This window comes from Kitasatospora sp. NPDC088742, assembly GCF_055584905.1.
In genome coordinates, this window is record NZ_JBVJLD010000050.1 from 15729 (window position 1) to 32156 (window position 16428).

At 74.2% G+C, this 16428-nt stretch carries 13 protein-coding genes; 3 read left to right on the forward strand and 10 right to left on the reverse strand.

Going from position 1 to position 16428, the window contains the following annotated elements:
* Positions 1-113 precede the first annotated feature (113 nt).
* From mycP to ACZ6ZR_RS30625, 4 genes are all read right to left on the reverse strand, one after another.
* Complete coding sequence (mycP, locus tag ACZ6ZR_RS30610; protein ID WP_465647852.1) at positions 114-1388, reverse strand: type VII secretion-associated serine protease mycosin; 1275 nt, start codon at positions 1386-1388, stop codon at positions 114-116.
* A gap of 162 nt (positions 1389-1550) precedes the next feature.
* Positions 1551-1844 (reverse strand): WXG100 family type VII secretion target, encoded by a 294-nt coding sequence (locus ACZ6ZR_RS30615; protein ID WP_465647854.1) that lies wholly within the window; start codon positions 1842-1844, stop codon positions 1551-1553.
* Between the two features lie 79 nt (positions 1845-1923).
* Positions 1924-2229: a WXG100 family type VII secretion target gene (locus ACZ6ZR_RS30620; protein WP_465647856.1), complete on the reverse strand. Its 306-nt coding sequence runs from the start codon at positions 2227-2229 to the stop codon at positions 1924-1926.
* 180 nt (positions 2230-2409) lie between these two features.
* Positions 2410-3984, reverse strand: coding sequence for a type VII secretion protein EccB (locus ACZ6ZR_RS30625; protein WP_465647858.1), 1575 nt, complete (start codon positions 3982-3984; stop codon positions 2410-2412).
* A 350-nt stretch (positions 3985-4334) separates the two neighbouring features.
* Here ACZ6ZR_RS30625 and eccE point away from each other — a divergent pair, with 350 nt between their 5' ends.
* From eccE to ACZ6ZR_RS30640, 3 genes are all read left to right on the forward strand, one after another.
* The gene (gene eccE / locus ACZ6ZR_RS30630; protein ID WP_465647860.1) at positions 4335-5597 is read left to right on the forward strand and encodes a type VII secretion protein EccE; all 1263 of its coding nucleotides are present in this window, start codon (positions 4335-4337) and stop codon (positions 5595-5597) included.
* Positions 5597-6355, forward strand: a complete 759-nt coding sequence (locus ACZ6ZR_RS30635) for a hypothetical protein (protein WP_465647862.1) — start codon at positions 5597-5599, stop codon at positions 6353-6355. The genes eccE and ACZ6ZR_RS30635 overlap by 1 nt, the downstream gene beginning before the upstream one ends.
* A 166-nt stretch (positions 6356-6521) precedes the next feature.
* Complete coding sequence (locus ACZ6ZR_RS30640; protein ID WP_465647863.1) at positions 6522-8531, forward strand: nucleotide-binding protein; 2010 nt, start codon at positions 6522-6524, stop codon at positions 8529-8531.
* Positions 8532-8602: 71 nt separating this feature from the next.
* Here the strand turns inward: ACZ6ZR_RS30640 and ACZ6ZR_RS30645 are convergent, their stop codons facing one another.
* From ACZ6ZR_RS30645 to ACZ6ZR_RS30670, 6 genes are all read right to left on the reverse strand, one after another.
* A complete protein-coding gene (locus tag ACZ6ZR_RS30645) occupies positions 8603-9550 on the reverse strand; it encodes a bifunctional riboflavin kinase/FAD synthetase (protein ID WP_465647865.1) in 948 nt (315 codons plus the stop codon).
* 65 nt (positions 9551-9615) lie between these two features.
* Positions 9616-13035: a hypothetical protein gene (locus ACZ6ZR_RS30650; RefSeq protein ID WP_465647867.1), complete on the reverse strand. Its 3420-nt coding sequence runs from the start codon at positions 13033-13035 to the stop codon at positions 9616-9618.
* A gap of 341 nt (positions 13036-13376) precedes the next feature.
* Positions 13377-14306: a tRNA pseudouridine(55) synthase TruB gene (truB, locus tag ACZ6ZR_RS30655; RefSeq protein ID WP_465647869.1), complete on the reverse strand. Its 930-nt coding sequence runs from the start codon at positions 14304-14306 to the stop codon at positions 13377-13379.
* Between the two features lie 37 nt (positions 14307-14343).
* Positions 14344-15435, reverse strand: a complete 1092-nt coding sequence (locus ACZ6ZR_RS30660; protein WP_465647871.1) for a DHH family phosphoesterase — start codon at positions 15433-15435, stop codon at positions 14344-14346.
* A 2-nt stretch (positions 15436-15437) separates the two neighbouring features.
* Positions 15438-15881: a 30S ribosome-binding factor RbfA gene (gene rbfA, locus ACZ6ZR_RS30665; RefSeq protein WP_465647873.1), complete on the reverse strand. Its 444-nt coding sequence runs from the start codon at positions 15879-15881 to the stop codon at positions 15438-15440.
* 147 nt (positions 15882-16028) lie between these two features.
* Positions 16029-16325, reverse strand: a complete 297-nt coding sequence (locus ACZ6ZR_RS30670) for a DUF503 domain-containing protein (protein WP_465647875.1) — start codon at positions 16323-16325, stop codon at positions 16029-16031.
* Between the last annotated feature and the right edge of the window lie 103 nt (positions 16326-16428).

The window sequence follows — 16428 nt, forward strand, 5'->3', positions numbered from 1 at the left end:
GGGGGGGCGGGGCGGGGGGGGGGGGCGGCCCGCCCCCCCCCGCCCCCCCCCCGCCCCCCGCCCCCCCACGGCCCTTTCTCGACTGCCCTTTCCCGACTGCCCCGTGCGGGTGCTCAGTCCTCGCGGCGGCGCCGGTCGCGCAGCACCACCGAGCCGCCCGCCAGACCGCCCACCAGCAGGCCGCCCAGGCCCAGCACGTAGGTGGCGGTGCGGGAGTCGCGGTCCTGCTGGGTCTCGACCAGGCCGGCCGGCTGGGCCATCAGCGGGTCCTGCTCCAGCTTCAGCGGCGGGTCGTCCTCCGGCGCGTCGGCCGGGGGCGCGGTGCTGCGCACGGCCTTCACCGGATCGACCACGCCCCAGCCGAGGAAGCGGTTGCTGCTGCGCTCGGTGCGCTGCGCGGTCTGCATGATCCGGGCCCGGATCTGACGGGCCGTCCAGTCCTTGTGCCGCTGCTTGAGCAGGGCGGCCACGCCGGCCACGTACGGGGTGGAGAAGCTGGTGCCGTTGTCCACGCACTGGCCGCCCTTGGGGACGGTGGAGAGCATGTCCACCCCGGGGGCGGCGATGTCGACGAACTCGCCGTACTGGGAGAAGGTGGCGCGCTCGTTGTTGCGGTCCGAGGCGCCGACCGCGAGCACGGTCGGGTAGGCGGCGGGGTAGGTGGCCACCTCGTGGCCGTCGTTGCCGGCCGAGGCCACCACGACGATGTTCCGCTCCTCGGCCACCGCGACGATCGCCTTGAGCTCCTCGCTGTGGTCGAAGTCGCCCTTCTCGTTGGTGGCCCGGACGTCCTGGGAGATGTTGATGACGTCGACCCCCCGGTTGATCGCGTCCTTGATCGAGTCGATCAGGGTGGTCACGTCACCGTTGCCCTGGGCGTCGTTCTGCCGGTAGCTCACGATCGAGGCCCCCGGGGCGAGGCCCACGAAGCCGGTGCCGGGCACCTTGCGGGCCGCGATGATGCCGGCCACCTTGGTGCCGTGGCCGACCGGGTCGGTCTTGGCGTTGCCGTCGGGCTTCTTGCCGGTGGACTTGTCCACGAGGGGGAAGAGACCCTCCTCGACCTTGCCCTGGAGCTGGACGTTGGAGTCGTCCACGCCGGTGTCGATCACCGCGACCTTCACCCCGGCGCCGTTGTACACCACCTGCTCCTTGGAGCCGGGCTTCGGATCCCCGCCCCAGAGCTGGTCGAGCAGCAGCCGCTGGACGGACCAGGGCGTGCTCTCCACGTTGTTGGAGGGGAAGGTGCACTCGGCCGAGGCCGCGATCCCCAGCGGCGACCAGTGCTCTCCCGCCGTCTCCGCCTGCGCGGGCGCGGCGGCCAGACCGCCGACCACCCCGAGCGCGACGAAGGCGGCAGCCGCCCTGCGGTACCTGACGAACGACACCTGACGTCCCCTCAATGCTCCACCCCGCGCCGTACCCCGTGGAACGGCCCTCCCCGGGCCGGGCGTTCGTGCCCGGGCCAGGATACGCACCGGGGGCGGGCGCCCGGCCGGGCGCCCGCCCCATCACTGCCTGGCACGCCGTCCATGCGGACGGCGGCGGGATCAGCTGCCCCAGATGGCGGTGTTCTTGCTCTCGGTCTGCTGGTAGCTCTGAGCGGCGTTGTCCAACGAGACGGAGATCTGCTGCAGTGCCTGCTGCAGGTCGGCCGCGCTCTGGTCCCACTGCAGCTGGCGGGCCTGGTAGCCCTCCTGAGCCGCACCCTGCCAGGAGGCGGCGATCTTCTGCACGCCGGACTTCAGGTCGTCGAGCTGCGACTGGATGCGCGTGGCACCCTGCTTGACCTCGCTGCTGGCGTTCCGGATGGTCTCAAAACTGACGAGAATGTGGTCGCCCATGGTTTCCCCTGTTCCGATGGAGTCGATTCGGCCCGCATCCGGCGGGCCGTGAGTGCTGTCTTCGGCCTGGCCGGAAGACTCAGAAACCGCCGCCGGTGTTCATCGCGGAGCGCTGCTCCTCTTCCGTGGCGGTGTAGGCCTGAGTCGTGGCCACGATCGCCTGACGGATCTCGTCGAGCACCTGGTTCAGCTTGGTGGCGTCCTCGTTGAACCGGGTCTGGAGCTGCTGGTAGGCGGCAGCGGCCTGACCCTGCCAGCCCGCCTTGATCTCGTCGACCAGCGTGTTCAACCGCTGGATCTCGCCCTGGACGGACGAGTTCACCTCCTGAATGCGGTTGGCAAACGCGTTCATTTCGTCAGCGGTCGTCGTGAACTGACCAGCCATGATCCACCGTCCCCCATGAGACAGACTTCCCCACGGACCGTACTGGCACGGACGGTCCGTCGGACATCACGGTGTGATGTCCTCCAGCACTGTAGCCGTCACCCGCAAGGGGCCCAACATCGGGAGCCAGGTAGTTACCAAGCCATGACACACGCCCCGGGCAGGCGAACTGAGCGGGCGTCAGGCGATCTGGGCCTGGAGTGCGGCGGCGGTGCTCAGCACCGGCCCGGCGGGCACCAGCTTGGCCCAGACGGACGGCACCGGGACCGGGGCCACCTTCTCGTAACCGAGCCTGGCCTGGGCCTCGTTGGTCTTCTCGGGCCCCGACTGCTGCCCCTGAGCAGGCTGTTCGGTGCCCGGCTGGCCACCCTTCCCGCCGTCGTTGTTGCTCGGCACCGAGTAGCGCAGACCGGTCTCGGTGATCAGGAAGTTGGTGCCCGAGGTGTCGTCGCCCGAGGAGTCCAGGGAGCGGAACAGCACGCCGTGGCCGGGTGAGACCCGGGCGCTGGCGGCGCCGGAGGTGATCGGCGCCGGGTACTCCTTGGCCGCCCAGACGCTGCGCTTGACGGTCTGTCCGTCCATGCCCTCGAAGGTGCTGCAGAGCGTGCGGCGGTCCTTGCTGAAGTTGACCGCCTGGTCCTGCGGCAGCTCGTCCGGCAGGTCCTTGTCGTCCTGCAGGGCCTTGTCGTCGATCATGCCCTTGACCTGGGCGTAGTCGCTCGGCGAGAGCTCGGCGAACTTCGGCGTGGTGCCGCCGTAGAGCGCCCGCAGTTCGAGGTCGTTGACCATCAGCCGGGACTGGAATGCGGAGATCTCGTAGAGCTTGTCGTAGCCGACCATGTAGAAGGCGCGGTTCTGGAAGGAGACCAGCCGGCCGACCTTCTTGTTCTCCGTGCCGGTGAGCGGGAGCTGGGAGGGCTGGTTCTTCTTGGCGTCGAACTCGTCGGGGCGCTTGAACTCCACCGCCCCGCCCTTCTCCAGGGTGTCCAGCCACTCCTGGGTCACCTGCTCCGGGTCGGCGTTGGCGCCGAACAGGCCGTCCTCCATCGCCGAGCGCTGCTTCTCGGTGGCCGAGGGGCCGCCCAGGAAGTGCAGGTAACCCTTGTTGTCGATCAGGTACTTGGAGCCGGGGTAGGTCCCCTGCTTGGGGCCCTGGACGAACATCATCTGGCCGGGGCCGAGCATCCGGGCCGGGTCGCGCAGCGCGGCGGCGTCCTTGTCGGCGGCGACGAAGACCGCCTGGTTCGGCGGCTTCTTCTCGTCCGAGCCCGGGCGGTTGCAGACCGTCCAGAGCTTGGTCTGGCCGGCCACCGAGTCCAGCGGGAGCTTGTCCGGGGCGTACGGGATGCCGATGGTCGGGCCGTGGTTCTTGTAGGCGTCCAGCACCTTGTCGGCCACGATCACCACCTTGGCGCCGGCCGGCAGGACCAGCCGGGCCGAGGACATGTTGAGGACCTGGCGGAGTTCCTTCTCCTTGGTCTTCTGGTTCGGCAGGATCACGTAGCGGGTGGTCGACTGCTTGCCCTGGATGATGTTGGCTCCGCTGTCCCAGTCCTTGGGCGCGGCGGGCTTGATCACACCCCACATGCCGAAACCGGCCACGATCACCGCGGCCACCACCACACTGGGCAGGATCGCCTTCACCGGACGCGGCGCGTCCTCGTCGTTCCCCCCGCCGCTGGGCAGCAGGAAGGCGCCCACCGTCCGCTTGCGCGCCGAGGTGTAGGCGTTCAGCTCGTCGCGGCGTGATGCCATCGCTCGTCGTCTCCCCTGTTCGACCGAATTGCCAGTCCGACAACTGTGTGTGCGTCAGCACGACCGGCCCGTACGTACGTTCCCCGTCCCGGGCCACGGCGGCTGAGTCTGCCACCCGCCGGGTGCACATCGCAGCCAACCCTCTACGATGCGGCAGCAGACGGTGAGTACGGTACGGGTACGGTTTGCCGACCGGTCAACCGGGCCGTGGATTATCTGATTCAGAGAGGGCCACTCGGGGGATGCCAAGTCAGACCGCTCCAGGGCGACGCAGCGCAGGAAACGGCGGGGGAAGCGGCGGCAGCCGCCGCGCGCGGTCCGGGCCCGCCCGGGCCACCGCGCCGGTGCCGGTGAAGGTGCACCCGCGGCCGGGCCTGCTCGGCACCCGGCTGCGGCTCCAGCAACTCGTGCTGCTGGAGGTCGCGTTGGCCTTGGTGGCGGTCGGCTGGACGATCAGCAAGCCGATGGCCGGGGTGTTCGCGGTGCCGGCGCTGCTGCTCGTGGTGCTGGCAGTGCTGCCGCTCAACGGCCTCAGCCTGCCGGAGGGCCTGCGGGTCCGCGCCGAGCTCAACTCCCGCCGCCGCCAGGCCCAGGCGAACGTGCCGCCGCCCGGCACCGACCCGGCCCTGGCCCCGGCGCTGGAGCTCGAACCGGCGCTGCGCACCTACACCCACGCGATCGAGGCCGACCTCGGCGGCGGCCGCCCCGTCCGCCGGGAGACCGGCATGATCGGCGACGGCACCTTCCTCACCTCGATCCTGCTGGTGCAGGCCAAGGACCAGCCGCTGCGGCCGCACCGCAACGCGCTGCCGCTCCCGCTGGACGTGCTCTGCTCCGCCCTCCAGGTGGACGACATCACCCTGGAGTCGGTGCAGTTGGTGCAGCACACCCAGCCGGCCCCGGCTCCGCACCTGCCCGACCAGTCGCTGGCCGCCCGCGCCTACCACCAGCTCCCGGACGGCGTGGCCACCCCGGGCCTGCGGCTCACCTGGATCGCGCTCAAGCTCAGCCCGGAGCAGACCCGCACCGCCGTCCAGGCCCGCGGCGGCGGCGAGGAGGGCGCCCGCAAGGCGCTCCAGCGCGTCACCGACCAGCTGGCCGGACGCCTCAACGGGGCCGGCTTCACCGCCACCGTGCTGGACGAGCGCGAGCTGATCGCCGCGCTGGCCATCTCGGTCTGCGCCAACCCGATCGCGGTGGCGGGCCGTCAGGGCACCGGAGGCGGTGGCGGGAACGGCCGCCGCACCCAGGAGAGCCGCAAGTTCTGGCGGGTGGACGACCGCTGGCACGCCACCTTCTGGGTCTCCAAGTGGCCCCAGCTCAGCCGCCCCGGCGGCGCCCCCGGCCGGATCGCCGCCCCCGACCTGGTCAACCTGGTCACCAACACCCCCGCGCTGGCCAGCACCTTCAGCCTGACCGCCAGCCGCGGCACCGGTGACTCGATCGCCGTCAGCGCGCACGTGCGCGTCACCGGCCGCAGCGAGAGCGAGGTCACCCAGGTCGGCCGGATGGTGGAGTCGCGCGCCCAGAGCTCCGGGATCGGCCTGACCCGGCTCGACCTGGAGCAGGCACCCGGCCTGCTCGCCACGCTGCCCCTGGGAGGGACTTCCTGATGGCCTATCAGACCTATCCCGGCCAGACCGCGCCCGAGCCCACCGCCCGGGCCCCCCGGCTGCGTCCCGGCTTCGGCCTGCGCGGCCCGCGCCGCGAGCGGCACGTGCTGGCCGCCGAGGACCTGGCCGCGCTGGCCTTCCCGGTCGGCGACGACGGCGTGCTGATCGGCGTGGACCCGCAGAACCAGCCCGCCGTGATCGGCCTGTTCCGCCCCAGCCAGTACGAGTTGGTGCTGGTCGGCGGCATGTGGTCGGCCCAGGTGATCGCCCTCCGGGCGGCCGCCACCGGCGCCCGGGTCGCGGTCGAGACCGCCCGCCCGCAGGCCTGGGCCCCGATGGCCCAGGCGGCCGGCGGCGGCCAGCCCTGCGTGACGATCCACCAGGTCGGCCGGCTCGGCGCCCAGGGCGCCTCGGTCGCCTCGCCGGTGCTGGTGGTGCGCGACCTCGGTGCCCGCCCGCCGCGCAGCCGGCTCTCGGCCTCGCCCTGGCAGACCACCCTGACCCTGCTGCCCTACCTCGGCCCGAACGCCTCACGGGTGATCAACGCGGCCGACCTGGTGGGTGTCCAGCGGGTCTCCCCGCAGGAGGCGGAGATCCTCGCCCGGCTGCTCTCGCTCGGCGACCAGGAGGTCGCCGCGCTCCCCACGCTGGGCGACAACATCACGCTCTGGGCGACCCGGATGCGGCGTCAGTTCGTGATGACCAACCCGGGCGAGGCCGAGGCCCAGGTGCTCGGCGGCCCGCGCCGGATGGACTGACGGAAGACCTGCGGGACGGTCCGTACACCAGGGGCACGGTGTGCGGACCTCTCCATTCGTCCACGATGGTGTGAGTTCCGGCACCGCCTTAGGCCAACCGGACCACACGTCCTAGTCTTGTGCCTACGGCACCGCGAACAGCGGCGGCGAACACGAGGGAGCCCAAGTGAGCAGCGATCGGGACGGCGTCTACGTCGGCGACAACGCGGCGGAGGACGACGACGACTGGTCGGACGTTCCTGACTACTCCCCACCGTCCTGGTACACCCAGGGCGACCCGGCGGCCGGGGCCCAGAACCCCGCAGCCGCCCCGGCTCCCGCCCCCGTACCCACGCCGGCCCCCGCGCCGGCCCCAGGCCCGGTGGCGCCGCCCGCGCCCGCCCCCGTCGCGGCCCCGGCCGCCGAGACGCCCGCGCCGGTGGCTCCCGCGCCCGTGGCTCCGGCACCGGTCGTCCCCGCCCCGGCCGAGATGGCCGAGACCGCCGTGCTGCCGCCGGTAACCGAGCACGGCCAACCGGCGCCCGCCCCGGTCGAGTTGCAGTCCGCCCCGGTACCGGTGGCCCCCGTGCCGCCCGCACCGCTGCCGGCCCCCGTCACGGCGGACGGGCAGGCCGTCCCCGGCCCCGTGCCGCCGCAGCCCGTCCACGCGCAGCCGGCCCACCCTCAGCCGACGCACCCTCAGCCTCCGCACGCCCAGCCCGGCCCGCCGCCGCCGTACCCGCAGCAGGGCGCGGCCGTGCCGCCCGGTCCGCAGCCCGGGCCGTGGCCGCAGCAGCCGACGCACCCTCAGACCGCCCCGCCGCAGCAGCCGGTGGACCCGCGGCAGGGCGGCTGGCCGCAGGCCGCGCCGCAGCAGCCCGCGCCGCAGCCGTACCCCCAGCAGCAGCCGCAGCAGCCCTACCCGCAGCAGGCGGTGCCGCAGGCGCCGGTCGCCTTCCAGGGGCAGGGCCAGCAGCAGCCGATGGCACACGGCGCCGCGCTCGGCTACACCGCGGCCGTGGAGCTCTCCTCCGACCGCCTGCTGCGCGGCCAGCCGAAGCAGCAGCGGGAGTCCCGGCTGAAGTTCGGCGGCAAGGCGGCCCAGGCCGACCGGGCCCGCAAGCTGGAGGTCATCCGCGCCCCGGTGCTCTCCTGCTATCGGATCGCCGTGATCAGCCTCAAGGGCGGCGTCGGCAAGACGACCACGACCACCGCGCTGGGGGCCACGCTGGCCACCGAGCGCCAGGACAAGGTCATCGCGATCGACGCCAACCCGGACGCCGGCACCCTCGGCCGCCGGGTGAAGCGGCAGACCGGCGCGACCATCCGCGACCTGGTGACGGCCATCCCGCACCTGCGCAGCTACATGGACGTGCGTCAGTTCACCTCGCAGGACCTGCACTCGGGCCTGGAGATCCTGGCCAACGACGTGGACCCGGCCGTCTCGACCACCTTCAACGACTCGGACTACCGCCAGGTGATCCAGGTGCTCGGGCAGCACTACCCGATCATCCTGACCGACTCCGGCACCGGTCTGCTCTACAGCGCGATGCGCGGCGTGCTCGACCTGGCCGACCAGCTGATCATCGTCTCCACGCCCAGCGTGGACGGCGCCAGTTCGGCCTCCACCACGCTGGACTGGCTCTCCGCGCACGGCTACGCCGACCTGGTGCAGCGCTCCATCACGGTGGTCTCCGGGGTCCGCGAGACCAGCAAGCTGATCAAGATCGAGGACATCGTCGCGCACTTCCAGACCCGCTGCCGCGGCGTCGTGGTGGTGCCCTTCGACGAGAGCCTTGCGGCCGGCGCCGAGGTCAACCTCGCGATGATGCGCCCCAAGGTCCGGGACGCCTACTTCGAACTCGCCACCCTGGTCGGCGAGGACATCGTGCGGGCCCAGCACGCGGCCGGCGGCTGGGGCCAGCCCCAGCCGCAGGGCGGCTACCCGGGCTACCCGCAGCAGCAGGGCCAGCCGGGCTACCCCCAGCAGGGCGGCTACCCGCCGCCGCAGCAGGGCGGTTACCCGCAGCAGGGCCAGCCCTGGGCCCCGCAGCAGCAGCCCCCGCAGCAGCCGGGCGGCTACCCGCAGCAGCCGCTGCCCCAGGAGTGGGCGCAGCAGCCGCAACAGCAGCCGCAGCAGCCACCGCAGCAGCCCGGGTACGGCTACCCGCCGCCGCCCCAGCAGCCGCAGCAGTAGGCACGTGACGCCTGAGGGCGGCCCACCGTCCGGTGGGCCGCCCTCAGGCGTACGGTCCGTCAGAACCCTGCTCAGGCCGCCGAGTCGGTCAGCTCGCGGGCCCGCTTCACGTCGTCGGCCATCCGGTCGAGCAGCGCCTCGATGGAGTCGAACTTCTCCATCCCGCGCAGGTAGGCCAGGAAGTCCACCGCCACGTGCAGGCCGTAGAGGTCCAGCCCGACCCGGTCGATCGCGTAGGCCTCGACCGTGCGGTGGGTGCCGTCGAAGGTCGGGTTGGTGCCGACCGAGATGGCGGCCGGCATCCGCTCGCCGTCGGCGGTCAGCCAGCCCGCGTACACCCCGTCGGCCGGGACCGCGCTGTGCGCGACGGTGTCCACGTTGGCCGTCGGGTAGCCCAACTCGCGCCCGCGCTGGGCGCCCTGGACGACGACGCCCTCGACCCGGTGCGGACGGCCGAGCACCTCGGCGGCCGCCTCCACCTCGCCCTCGGCCACCAGGCGGCGGGTCAGCGTGGAGGAGAACGGCACGCCGTCCCCGGCCGCGCCGCGCAGCTCCAGGTCGAGCACCTCCACCTCGAAGTCGTCCGCCCGGCCCAACTCGGCCAGCAGCGCGACGTTCCCCGCCGCCTTGTGGCCGAAGCGGAAGTTCGGGCCCTCGATCACCAGCTTCGCGTGCAGCGCGTCCACCAGGACGGTCCGCACGAAGGTCTCCGGGGACTCCTGGGAGAACGCGGCGGTGAACGGCAGCACCAGCACCGCGTCCACGCCCAGCCCCTCGATCAGCTCCGCCCGCCGCGGCTGCGGCGCCAGCAGGGCCGGGTGGGTGCCCGGCCGGACGACCTCGCTCGGGTGCGGGTCGAAGGTGACCACGACCGCCTTCACCCCGAGCTCCCGGGCCCGCCGCACGGCCCGGCCGATGATCAGCTGGTGGCCCCGGTGCACACCGTCGAACGATCCGATGGTGACGACGCTGCGCCCCCAGTCCCCGGGGATCTCCTCCAGGCCACGCCAGCGCTGCACCTGACCGCTCCTTGTTCCCGAACCGGCGTGCGGTCTCCGCACGCCCTCGCTTCCCTACCGGACCCCTATAGCGTGCCATGCGCCCGATGCTGTGTCGGCACCGGAACCGCAGCTGCGCGCGGCGTCCGCACCAGGGCGCAGCGTTCGGCCTCCGCCGCCGCGTACTGAGGGTCCCTTCCGTCGGCCGCCAACAGCCGCATCCGGGCCAGCAGCGGGCCGCCGTGCGGGCCCGGTTCGTCCGCCGGCCAGTGGGCCAGCAGCCGGGCGAACCCGGCCGAGCGGCCCGCCCCGCGGACCAGCGCGGCGTCCACCCCCGGCCCGCCGGACTGCGCCGCGATCCTCACCAACTCCCTGGTTCCATCGGCTGGTTGGCCGTCGTAGCGGGCGGCGAGGCGCTCCACCACCGGCACCAGCACCAGCGGGTCCCGCTCCTCGGCGAGCAGCGCGGCCAGCAGTCCGGCGGGGCGCTCCGGCTCGGTCAGCAGCACCGCCAGCACCCCGCGCAGCGCGGGCGGCCGGAGCGCGGCGGCGGCCACCACGGCCTCCGCGCCGGCCGGGCCCGCCAGCAGGTCCGCCAGGTGCCCGGCCACCTGACCCACCGTCCGCTCCCGGGCCGGGCCGTCGCCCTCCGGAGCGCGTTCCAGCAGCTCGGCGGCCAGATCCAGGGCCGGGCCGAGCAGCCCGGGCCCCGGCTGACCGGCCAGCACCCGGAGCACCTCCGCCACCGCCGCCCCGGGCTCCGCCAACCGCCGCCGGAACGCCGCCAGCACCACCTCCGGCTCGTCCGCCAGCGCCGGGGCCAGCAGATCGGCGGTCACGAAGGGATCGTCCCGCAGGTACGCCTCCAGGGCCCGCGCCAGGTGCCGCACCCGGCCCGCCGGATCCCGCACCAACAACGCCAAAGCCGCACCGTGCAGGGCCGGTTCGTCCTCCCGGGCGAGCAGCGTACGGGCGGCGTGCCGCAGCAGTTCGGCCCCCGTCCCGGCGGCGTACGGGGCTGCCCGCAGCCCGTGCACCGCCGCCGCAACGTGCCACTGCGGGCCCGGGCGGTGGCTCCACCGGTCGACCGCCCGGCACAGCGCCGAGGGCTCCTCCGCGGCCAGCCGGACCAGCAGCGCGTCGGCCCGGGGGTGGGCGGCGATCGCCAGACACTCCGTCAGGTCGTCCACCGCACCGTGCCGGTGGGCGAAGAGCAGGTCGTCCGCCAGGTCCGCGGCCGCACTGCCGCCGGTCTCCCGGTACCAGCCGCAGAGCAGCGGCAGCACCGCCTGCGGCTCGGCCGCCAACAGCTCCGCCACCGCCTGCCGGGCCGGCTGACCCGCCGTCACCAGCCGCCGCAGCAGCCCCATCCGGTCCTCCACCGGCAGCGGCAGCCCCGTCCAGAACCCCGGCTCCAGCCCGCCGCCCCCGCGCTCGGCGATCCGCTCCAGCAGCTCCCGGTGCCCGGCCGGCCCGTCCGCGAACCCCAGCGCCTCCACCAGCAGCCGCCGAGCCCACCACCCCTCCTCCGGCCCCGGCGCCGTCTCCACCCCACGCCACAGCCGCCACAGCCAGCCGTCCAGCCCCTGCGCCCCGTACCGTTCCGCCACCCGCCGCAGCGCCCACCCCACCACCCCGGCCCGCCACCGCGGCACCCCGCCGGACGGGGCGGGGGCGGCATGGCCGGGCACGGGCACTGGGGCGAAGGCGGCAAGGCCTGGCTCGGACGCGTAGACGGCATGACCGGGCGCGGAGGCTGGGGTAGAGGCTGCGGAGCCGGGTGCGGGCGCGGGGGCCCCCGGGACGGCCCCGGCCGGCGCCGACGCCCCGTCAGGTCCCCCGTCCGACCAGCCGCCGGGCGCCGTCTCCCGCTCCGCCGGGCCGCCGCTGCCCATCGTCTCGCCGAGCAGCAGCCGCAGGGCCGCGTCCAGGTCGAGCTGGGCCGCCTGCAGCCAGTCCGCGACGTCCTCGTGCGGGAAGCGGTAGCCCGGCCCCGCCGGGACCAGCAGCGGGGCGCCCAGGGCCGCCGCCGCCCAGCCGCCCGCGGCCGGGAAGAGCTCGGCGAAGTCGGCCGCGGCCAGGGTGCCGTGACCACTCGACAGCATCCGGCGGGCCGCCTCCCGCAGCCGCTCGGCCACCACCCCCGCCCGCTCCCGCTCCCGGGCCTCCGCCAGCTCCGGCGAGGGACCGCCCCGCCGGTGCGTGCCCGCCCGCCGCGCCGTCCCGGCCCCCGCCACCGCGACCGCCCTGGCCGCCTCCCGGCAGCGCCGGTCCAACCAGCCCGCGTACAGCTCCGCCCGGTCCGCCGGAGCCCCCGCCTCCCCCGCCAGCCGCAGCGCCAACGGCTGCCCCGCGAAGGGCTCCGTCCCGTACCGGCGGGCCACCCGGCCCGCCGCCTCCTCCGGCAACGCCCCCAGCCCGTGCACCGCCGCCCCCGCCAGCCCCGGCCAGCCCTCGGGCCGGGCCGCCACCAGCAGCCGGGCCCCGGCCACCGCGAGCCACTCCACCGTCCCCGCCAGCCACTCCCCCGTCACCGCGGCCGGCGCCTCCTCCAACCCGTCCAGCAGCACCAGCAACGGCCGTTCGGCCGCCGCACAGACCATCAGCAGCTCCGGCAGCCCCGGCTCCGGCACACCCAACAGCCCTGCTGCCCGCGCCAGTTGGCGCTGCACCGCGGCCGCCGGGGTCGGCTCCCCCGCCGCCAGGTCGGCCCCGCGCAGCCAGAGCGTCGGCGAAGGCCTCGCCCCACCGGCCCGGCGGACCGCCAGCGCCGCCAGCTCGGTGGAGCGCCCACTGCCGGCCGGGCCGAGCAGCGCCGACACCACGGCCCGCGGCTCCTCCCCGGTCAGCCCGTCCGGACGGTCCACCCGGTCCGCCGCCAGATCCGCGACCCGGCCCGGCCCGGCGCTCGCCGAACCCAGCTGCACCGAGGCCAGCTGCAGCACCCCGCCGAGGTTGAGCGCCCGCCCGTACGCGGGGGCCGCCTCCGCGTTCCTGCTGCGCAGGGCGGCCAGCTCCGGCCCGTCCAGCGGCAGCGCGACCGGGTACGCACCCGGCCCCGGTGCCAGCACCCCGAGCACCGCCCCGCTCTCCGCGCACAGCACCGGCGCCCCCGCCGTCACCGGACCGCGCAGCTGCGGCACCTCCAGCTCCAGCACCCCGCCCGGGCCGACCGCCCGGACACCCCCTTGGAGCTGCGTCAACTCCCATACCCCTGCGGCTAGTTGGCAGACGGTGAGCAGTCCGCTGCCCACCCCTGCGGCGATCGGCGGCGGCTGCTCGGACAGGCCCCCGACGCCCGCCGTGTGCAGCAGCGCCAACCCCGCACCGGGCAGCTCCTCCACGCACTCCGGACCGAGCACCCGGGCCTGCCCACCGAGCGTGTGCAGCACCAGCTCCGCCGCCCCCGCCACCACCTGACGGGCCGTCACCACGGTGCCCGACCGGTCCGCCACGAAGCCCAGCCCCCGCACCAGCCCGTCCGCCCCGCAGATCCGCAGCAGCACGACGCCCGCCCCTCCGTCGCCGGCAACACCCGCCCGGAGCCTGCCCACCCCTGGCCCCGGCGCTACCGCCACTCACCTGAACGGATGAATTCCCTCCGGAACGGCCTCGCACAGACAGGTGAGCGCACTCGGCCGCCCGAAGGGCGCTCAGGGGCGCGAGGAACTGCGCGAGGCGGAAGAACGAAACCCGTGTGCCGGGTACGGAGATCCACTTGCAAGTGAGCGTCCGTACCCGGCACACGGGTCTGTGTCTTCCGCCTCGCGCAGTTCCTCGCGCCCCTGACCGCCACCGGGCGGTCCGAGCGCGGTCCGAAAAGCGGCCCGGAGGGTGGTCCGCTGCGTCAGCCGACGAAGACTGCCACGGGCTTGGCCTGGCCGTCCTTCTCCTCGATCAGGGCCAGGAAGCGTCCGTCGGGCCCGAAGACCGCCACCGGCCCGTCCGCGTCGAGGCCCGGGGCCTTGAGGCGGGAGCCGTGGGAGAGCTGTTCGGCCTGCTCGGCGTCGACGTCCCAGCGGGGGAACGCCGCGGCCGCCGCGTCCCCGATCGCCAACACCTCCAGCGGAGCCCCGTCCTCCCCCTTGACGGCCTCCTCCAGCTGCTCCAGCGTCCGCGCCGAGTCCAGCCCGTACGGCCCGACCCTGGTCCGCCGAAGGGCCGTCAAATGACCGCCGACGCCGAGCCCCGCGCCCAGGTCACGGGCCAGCGCCCGGATGTACGTGCCGGAGGAGCACTCCACCGTGACGTCCAGGTCGATCACCGGCGTGCCGTCCTCCGCCACCGCCGCGCGCTGCTGGTGCACCACGAAGGAGAAGATGGAGGTGGGCCGGGCCGCCAGCTCGAAGTCCTCGCCCTCCCGGACCCGGGCGTACGAGCGCTTCCCGTCGATCTTGATCGCGCTGACCTTCGACGGCACCTGCAGGATCTCGCCGGTGAGCGCCGCGATCCCGGCGTCGATCGCCTCCCGCGCCACCCCGGAGGCGTCCACCGAGGCGGTGACGTCGCCCTCCCGGTCGTCCGTGATCGTGGTCTGCCCGAGCCGGATCGTCGCCTCGTAGGTCTTCGCCGTGAGCATCAGGTGCCCGAGCAGCCGGGTGGCCCGCTCCACGCCGATCACCAGGACGCCGGTCGCCATCGGGTCCAGCGTGCCCGCGTGCCCGACCTTCCTGGTCCCGGCCAGCCAGCGCAGCTTGGCCACCACGCCGTGCGAGGTCAGGCCCTCCGGCTTGTCGACGATGACCAGTCCGTCCGGGCCCGTGCCTTTACGCTTCATCAGTTCTTTCTCTGCGCCTAGTACTTGAGAGGAAAAATCAGCCGCGCGCGTCCAGCGCCGCCCGGAACCGCCCGACCGTGACGTCCACGTCCTCCCGGGCGGAGAACCCGGCCGCGAAGCGGTGTCCGCCGCCGCCGAGGTCCGCGCAGACCGCGGCCACGTCCACCTCGCCCTTGGCTCGGCAGGAGCCGCGCAGGGTGCCGTCCGGGTCCTGCTTGAGCACCAGCGCCACCTCGGCCTCGGCCGGGCGGCGCAGCACGTCGATCAGGCCCTCGATCTCCTCGACCGTGACGCCGTACAGCGCCAGGTCCTGGTAGGGCACCCAGGTCCACACCAGCCCGCGGCCGCCGGCCGCGTCCGGCTCGTAGACGGCCCGGCCGAGCGCGGCGGCCAGCACCTTGAGGTAGCCGAAGGAGGAGGTGTCCCAGAGCTGACGGGAGATCAGGTCGTGCCGGATGCCGGTGGCCAGCAGCCGACCGGCGAACTCGTGGGTGGCCGGGGTGGTGGCCGCGTACTTGAAGGAGCCGGTGTCGGTGGCCACGCCGGTGTAGAGGCAGGTGGCCAGTTCCTGGTCCAGCTCGACGCCGAGCCGCCGCAGCAGCTCGTCCACCAGTACGGCGGTGGCCGGGGCGGTCGGGTCGATCAGGCGGTGGGTGCCGAAGCCGGGGTTGGAGGCGTGGTGGTCGATGACCACCAGGGCCGGGGCGGCGAAGGCCTTGTCGTGCAGCAGGCCGAGCCGGCCGGTGGAGGCCACGTCGAAGCAGACCACCAGCGCGGGCGCCGCGGGCACCTCGGCGGCGGGCACGATCAGCTCCTGGCCGGGCAGGAAGGCCAGCGACTCGGGGATCACCTGCGGGTCGTCACCGAAGGAGACCCGCACCCGGCAGCCCCGGGAGCGCAGCGCCAGCCCGGCCGCGAGTGCCGAACCGAGCGCGTCGCCGTCCGGGTTCACGTGGCAGATCAGGTCCACCTCGTCGGCCCGGGAGAGCAGCTCGACCACCCGCTGCCACTCACCGGCCAGCGAGGGCTCTCCCGCGCTGCGCTGCCCGGGAAGCACCGCGAGGGCACCCTCCACCGTGTCGGTGGAAGATGCCCCCTGGCCGCCGGCCTCGACCGGCTCGCCGGTCATGGCTACTCGTCCTCGTCGTCGCGCTCGGCGCCCGGCACCCGGTAGGGGTCGGCTTCCCCGGCGTAGGTCGCGCCGGCCGAGGCCGTGCGGACCGCGGCGTCGGAGAGCCGGGCCTTGTCGAGCAGGTCGTCGATGTTCTTCGCGTTGTCCGGCAGGGCGTCCGCGATGAAGGTCAGCGACGGGGTGAAGCGCACCCCGGTCTGCTTGCCGACCTCGGAGCGGAGCACGCCCTTGGCGCTCTCCAGCGCCGCGGCGGACGCCTCGCGCTCGGCCTCGTCACCGTAGACGGTGTAGAAGACGGTCGCCTCGCGCAGGTCACCGGTGACCCGGGCGTCGGTGATGGTCACGTAGCCCAGCCGCGGGTCCTTGATCCGGCGTTGCAGGGTCTCGGCCACCACCACCTGGATGCGGTCGGCGAGCTTGCGCGCCCTTGCGGTGTCGGTCACGTTGCCTCCTCGTGCAGTGAGCGCGGTACCGGGACGGTCGCACCCGGTGCGGCCCTGGCCCCAACGTACCCGCCCGCGCCCGGCCTTGCGGGCGCTCTCGGTCCTCGTCGGTGTGACGCTCCCGGCCCTGCGGCCGGACGTCACCCCTCAATCGTCTTCGTCGCCGTGGTACCGCCTCCTCACGGAGAGCAGCATCACCTCGGGGCGGCCGGCGACCAGCCGCTCACAGCTGTCCAGCACCTCCGTGACGTACCCGGCGTCGCCGGACACGACCGCCAGACCGATCTCGGCCCTGCGGTGGAGGTCCTGGTTCCCTACCTCTGCGGCGCACACGCTGTACTTGCGCGCCAGCTCGGCCACGATGGGCCGCACGATCGACCGCTTCTCCTTGAGCGAGTGCACGTCGCCGAGGAGCAGGTCGAAGGTGAGTGTTCCTACGAACATGTGTGACAGGCCAGAGCCGGCCTGGGGGCCTCGAAGGAGTTGCCCGAACGGGCGTACCAGGAGGCTAACAGTGAGGCCGGGGCCGGTCGACGGGATTTGCGTC